Origin of the sequence: Roseinatronobacter ekhonensis (assembly GCF_900499075.1) — a bacterium.
Taxonomy (GTDB): domain Bacteria; phylum Pseudomonadota; class Alphaproteobacteria; order Rhodobacterales; family Rhodobacteraceae; genus Roseinatronobacter; species Roseinatronobacter ekhonensis.
The window spans coordinates 1-5920 of record NZ_UIHC01000088.1 but is presented as its reverse complement, the minus strand read 5'-3'; the positions used below and the strand labels follow the sequence as shown (position 1 = coordinate 5920).

At 54.9% G+C, this 5920-nt stretch carries 6 protein-coding genes; all 6 read right to left on the bottom strand.

The features are described from left to right. Window positions 1–525 precede the first annotated feature (525 nt). Window positions 526–1317: a hydroxypyruvate isomerase family protein gene (locus ROE7235_RS18345; protein ID WP_121097210.1), complete on the bottom strand. Its 792-nt coding sequence runs from the start codon at window positions 1315–1317 to the stop codon at window positions 526–528. Then, the gene (gene otnC / locus ROE7235_RS18340; protein WP_121097207.1) at window positions 1314–1964 is read right to left on the bottom strand and encodes a 3-oxo-tetronate 4-phosphate decarboxylase; all 651 of its coding nucleotides are present in this window, start codon (window positions 1962–1964) and stop codon (window positions 1314–1316) included. Before otnC ends, ROE7235_RS18345 begins: the two co-directional genes overlap by 4 nt. Further along, window positions 1961–3214 (bottom strand): 3-oxo-tetronate kinase, encoded by a 1254-nt coding sequence (gene otnK / locus ROE7235_RS18335; RefSeq protein WP_121097204.1) that lies wholly within the window; start codon window positions 3212–3214, stop codon window positions 1961–1963. The genes otnC and otnK overlap by 4 nt, the downstream gene beginning before the upstream one ends. A gap of 175 nt (window positions 3215–3389) precedes the next feature. Next, entirely contained in the window at window positions 3390–4325 is a 936-nt protein-coding gene (locus ROE7235_RS18330) for a sugar ABC transporter substrate-binding protein (RefSeq protein ID WP_121097198.1), read from the bottom strand. Between the two features lie 79 nt (window positions 4326–4404). Further along, the gene (locus tag ROE7235_RS18325) at window positions 4405–5388 is read right to left on the bottom strand and encodes an ABC transporter permease (RefSeq protein WP_121097195.1); all 984 of its coding nucleotides are present in this window, start codon (window positions 5386–5388) and stop codon (window positions 4405–4407) included. Between the two features lie 98 nt (window positions 5389–5486). Beyond that, window positions 5487–5729 (bottom strand): aldehyde dehydrogenase family protein, encoded by a 243-nt coding sequence (locus ROE7235_RS20740; protein WP_245964027.1) that lies wholly within the window; start codon window positions 5727–5729, stop codon window positions 5487–5489. Window positions 5730–5920: the final 191 nt, after the last annotated feature.

Sequence of the window (5920 nt, the reverse complement as noted above, 5' to 3'; positions counted from 1 at the left end):
GGCGGCAGCATCCGCTTCAGCACAGCCGTTTTTCGTTCCAGTGAATAGCCCAAGTCATCATCCTATCCCGCCCACCTGAGAAATAGAGGAAAAGTAGAGCAGCGGACAACATCCCTGACAGACGGGGGCCGCAAAACATCTCGTATCTTCCGCATCGGCAATCTCTTCATCGGGCTTCCCTCAAAGCTAAAAAGCCAGACGGTAGCCAGTTACAGATTGCCTCGCAGCATCACATCACAGGGTGGCCGGATGCTCCGGAATCAGTGGCCGGATAAAATCGGAATGGGTGGCCGGATACTTTCGGAATCACTGGCCGGATGACCCCGGAATACGCACGACTGAAGGGCGCTGGACTGGAGCGCCCCATCGTTAAAATCGAACGTCACGATCCCGGTCGGGAAACATGAACAGGGTCTGTCCGGTTGTGAATCCGCGGCTGTCATCGACCCGCGCCACGACTTGGCCCATATTGCTTCCTTCCATTCCCGCGCAAGGATCGCACCATGAAACTGCGGGATCAAACACCTAAGTCCCCAAAAGAGCGAATGGATCACCGATTGTGGTCTTGAGCCATCCGAGTGATCCATTCGTGCTTGTCCGGGGTTTGTATTCGGCGCCAAGCGGCTGTTGATAGCCGAGATCATCAAGGACCTTGAATATATGCGGGAAGTTGACTTCACCGGCGTCAGGCGGTCCACGGTCAGGGACTGAAGCAAACTGGATATGGCCGATGATCTCAAAATGTTTTTCTAGCTTATGGCTCAAGTCGCCTTCCATCAATTGAACATGATAGCAATCGAACATCAGCCTTAGATTTGTAAGACCCGTTTCCAGAATAAGCTCACGGGCTTGTTCCGTGCTTCGCAAGAAATATCCCGGAGCGTCGTAAGTGTTCAGCGGTTCAACCAAAATACCAATGCCATGCTCCGCGGCCTGTAGGCTGGCGTATTGCAGGTTCTCAATAAACGTCTGACGTGCCAACTCTCCCTCGGCAAATCCTGCCATCACGTGCACATTGCGCGCTGAGATCGCATTTGCATAGCCGATGGCTTCATCAATCGCGTTGCGTGCTTCGTCCTTGCGCCCCGGCATGGCCGCGAGGCCATTCTCACCAGCAGCGACATCCCCTCGGCGTGTGTTCAGTGCCAGCATCGGCAGATTTGTTTGCTTCAGCGCAGCCCGAACTTCTTCAACTGGCGTGTCATAGGGCCAGTGGCATTCTACCGCGTGAAAACCCGCCTCGGCGGCGGCATGAATGGCTTTGGGAAGGGAAAGTTCCGTCCATAGAAACCCGAGGTTCGCCGAAAACCGCGTCATTCACTCCACTCCAAATCAAAGTGCTCTACAAGATCCTTGATCTGGTAGTCGCTCAACATGTTTACCGCTATACCTCGTGTCAGGAGTGCCAACCGCGCCGTTGCCTCCAGCTCCTCTATTGCATCGCAGGCTGCGGTGACGGTCTGTCCTGCCACAACGGGTCCATGATTTGCGAGCATAACAGCTGACCGTGCCCCGCCCAGATCGCGCAAAGCTTCACCCAGTCGCTCGTCGCCCGGCCGAAAAAAGGGCAACATCTTAACTTTGCCAAGTTTCATGATCGAATACGGTGTGATCGGAGGCAAGAAATTCTCGGCGTTCGCATCGGGCATCAGGGAAAGCGCCACCGAATGACAAGAATGTAGATGAACGACAGCGCCGGTCGCCTCGCGCGTTTCATAAAAAGCGCTGTGAAGGGGCATTTCCTTGGTCGGGAGATCGCCACTTATGAGCGTGCCGGTCGAATCAAATTGGCTTAGCCTTGCCGGGTCTAGCCGCCCAAAGCTGGTTCCGGTGGGCGATACAAGTAGTCCGCCGTCCGAAGTTCTGGCAGAAATGTTCCCGGTGCTGCCACTTGTCAGCCCGCGATCGAACATAGATTTCGCCAAAGTACAGATCTGTTCACGCAGCTTGCTATCCGTGGTCATGATTGCACCTGCGACAGCATCGCGGCAGCTTGCGCAAAAAAGTCAGCTCCACCGAAGTTGCCTGACTTGAGTGCTATCACCAATCTCTCGTTACAACGCAAAGCTGGAACACCGGGTGCGATCTCGGGCCCGATCTCCATTGCAGAAAGCCCAAGGCCCTCGACAACGGCGCCTGAGGTCTCACCGCCCCCGACAATGATGCTTTCAATGCCGCCCGCTACCAAAAGCTGCGCCGTGTTTGCAAAAAAATCTTCAAAAGCTCGCGCGGTTTTTTCGCGGCCAAACGCAGCTTGGTTCTGCTTGACGACCTCCGGGTCTGCCGAACTATAGGCGAGTGGTGTGCCGTCCGCCGCGAGGAGCCAGCCCGCAACGTCCTGCGGCGTCAGTTTGCCAGAAAGTACCTGCTCTGCCTCTATTTCAAAAATTGGATGGTTTTGGCTGTGTGCGGCGATTTGACCAAGGGTCGCTTTAGAGCAGGAACCGCTAAGCACAACCGCTTTTCCAATCTGCCCGGCCCAAGACCGGGGAGTAGCCATTATCGCGCCGCGTTTTCGAAAGTTCTCTGGCAAGCCCAAGGCAACGCCAGAACCTCCGGTTACAAGCTTGAGACCATTTGCAGCCTCACCAATCTGCATCAGGTCGTCATCGCGCAGTGCGTCCAGAACAACAAGATGACGGCCTGCCTTTGCTTCACGGACCAAGGCTGCCTTGATGGCCTCGGAGCCTGCCAAGATATCCGTTGATGCGACATGCCTCACGTTGTTTTTTGTCTGATAACCGAGCCACCTGCGAATATCGGGATCCGTCATAGGGGTCAGCGGATGATTTTCCATTCCGCTTTCGTTCAGCAGTCGGTCGTTCACAAACAGGTGCCCTTGGTAGACGGTGCGACCGGCCCCAGGGAAGGCAGGGCAAACAAGAACCTGATTGACCTGAAGAGCCTCTGCAAGAGCATCGATAACCGGCCCGATGTTTCCCTCGCGCGTGGAATCGAAAGTCGAGCAATATTTGAAAAAGAACTGCTCGCATCCTTGTTCAATCAACCAATCTAGTGCGAGCAAGCTTTGGCCAACCGCATCTTTTGGTGAAATGGAGCGAGATTTGAGGGCGACGACGGCTGCTTCGGCCGTGACGTCCGTCGCGTTCTTCGGAATGCCATTATACAAAACGGTCTTCATACCCTGCTTGGACAACGTGTTTGCCAAATCACTGGACCCGGTGAAGTCATCTCCGATACATCCTAGCAGCATTTTATGCCTCCATCCCGGATATGACTTCGTGCAAAAGTCATCTGCGGCTTCTGTGTGGTCTGGCTTGTGTATGATGCACCGGAAGCCAATTTTCGCTTTCGGGAGCATCATCCTTTATGCACGTTCACCGATGTCGCCGCCCCGGAAGGGAAAGCGGCGACATCGGACGCGTGGCTTACGGATGGTTTTCGATGAAACCCTGAACATTTTCTGAAGTGGTCAGCGTCACGTCCAGCAATTGTTCTGCCGGCAGCTCTTCGCCCTGAAGCAATGCCAATGCAGAATCGATCGATAGCCGACCCATCAGATTGGTCTGTTGTGTCGCGGTGGCATCCAGTGAGCCGTCACGCACGGCTTCAAGCGCGACAGGTAGACCATCGAATCCCACAACCCAGATTTTGTGATCGATATTGGCCACCTTGATAGCCTGGGCAGCACCCATAGCGGGTGCATCTGACCGCCCGACAAAAACCGTGATGTCTGGGTTTGCTTGCAGCATGTCTTGGGCAATGTTGAAGCCTTGGTCTTGCAACCAGTTTGCTGGCTGGGCGGCCACAATTTCCATGCCCGGATGACCCTCGAACGCCTCCATCAAGCCTTGGTCCCGCGCAATTTCCGGGGTTGTCCCGATCTGTCCTTGAAGGATCGCAACCTTGGCGGTGCCACCGGTCATTTCAACAAGATACTCGCCGATATTGCGCGCGCCGGCCACACTATCACTCGCGATAAAGGTGTCTCCGGGCGCGTTTGGAGGATTCCGATCAAGCGTGACGACAGGAATGCCGGCCCGCTGGGCAGCGCGCACCGGAACGGCAGCCGCTGTCGCACCTGCTGGCACATAAACCAATGCATCGATACCGCGGCTGATCATGTCCTGCACCTGATCGACCTGGCGGGCTGAATCGCCATTGGCGTCCACAATAATCAACTCAATCCCCAAGTCCTCTGCATGGGCGGACGCCGCACCACGGATTTGGTCAAAAAAGTCCAAGGTCAGGCTGGGCAGGGCCAAGCCGATCGTCACTTGCTCGTTTTGCGCCATCAGCGCTGTTGCGGATACGGACAGGCCAAAAGCTGCTGTTGCCGCAATGAGAGTTCTTCGGTTAAACATTTGATTTCTCCTCCTAAGTTGGGTGGACACCGCTTGGTTGAATTGGTGTCCGATTGTTGCGCGATTTTATGTTCGCGCTTCAGCCTCGTCTGAGACGCAACTGATCCAGAATGACGGCGAAGGCGATTACCAAGCCGATCACAATTTGTTGGATGAATGGTGAAATGCCGATAAGATTCAGCCCATTACGCAAGACGCCAATAATCAGAACCCCGATTACGGTACCCCCGATTGACCCGACACCACCGCTCAGGCTGGCCCCACCGATGACAACGGCAGCGATCGTATCCAATTCCCATCCCAAGCCGGCGCTAGGGTCGGATGAGTCGAGCCGCGTGGCCAAAAGCACGCCACCAAAACCTGCGGTCACGCCACAAAACACATAGATCCACATGGTGTAGGCGCGCGCTCTTATCCCTGCTAGGCGGGCGACTTCACTTCCGCCACCGATCGCATAGATCTTCCGGCCCATGGTATGGTAGGAAAGCAATACTCCACAAACCAAAGCCAAAAAGATGAAGAATGCGACTGTAGCGGATAGCAGGCCGCCGTACCGAATTATTGAAAGCTCCGAAAACCAGGCCGAATAGCCGGTAATCTGCGTACCATCGGTGGTGATATTTGCCACACCGCGTGCGATTGACATCATCGCCAGCGTTGCAACAAATGACGGAACACCAAGCTGGACAACCAACACGCCGTTTGCAAACCCGCCAATAGCTGCGGCCATTACTCCGGCCAGCATTGCGATAGGCAAAGGCACGCCAGCATATGCATTCAAAGCGCCCATGACCATGGTTGACACGGCAAGCAACGCCCCAACCGAGAGATCAATTCCACCAATCAGAATGACAAACGTCATTCCAATGGCCATAACTCCCAGAACAGTTACCTGATCCATAACGTTGAGCAGGTTGTTCTTGGTCAAAAAGCTGTCGGTCATCAAAGACAGGACCAGACACAGTAGAAGCAAGCCGATCAGGGGGCCGGTGATCTGTTTTAACCAGCCCACAACTGCGCTTAGCAGAGGTCTTTTTTGCATTCTCTTGGCGATTGGTTCCATTCTTCGTTCCTCCCCGAAACAGCGAATGCCTTTGAAGTTGCGCTGGATGACGTGTTCTCCATGATTACGGAGAGACGCTTTGCCTCAGACGCGAGGTCCTAATAGGGCATAAGCCCAACCGTCGCTTTTCCCGAGTAGTTCACATAGACGGTCTTTTTGCGCATATAGACCTCCAAGCCATGCGAACCGTCATCCCCGGCGACGCCGCTATCTTGCCAGCCCCCGTGAAAACCATGCACACTTTCAGGGCCTGCGCGGTTTACGTAGACCTCTCCAACCTCGATCCGATCGATTGCTTCCATTGTGGTCTGGAAATCACGTGTGAAGATGTAGCTAGACAACCCGAACGAGCCCTCATTGGCGATGGCTACTGCGTCGTCAAAAGTGTCGAATGGAACACTGGGAGAGATATGCGCAGAAGTTGGTGACGCCTGATCAGGCGGCGGCTTGAACGTGGCGGAGGCCGTCGCGGAACTCAACCCCTTGGATGATCTCGGGCAGGCGGTTCCGGCCATCGAGTTTGCGCCATTTC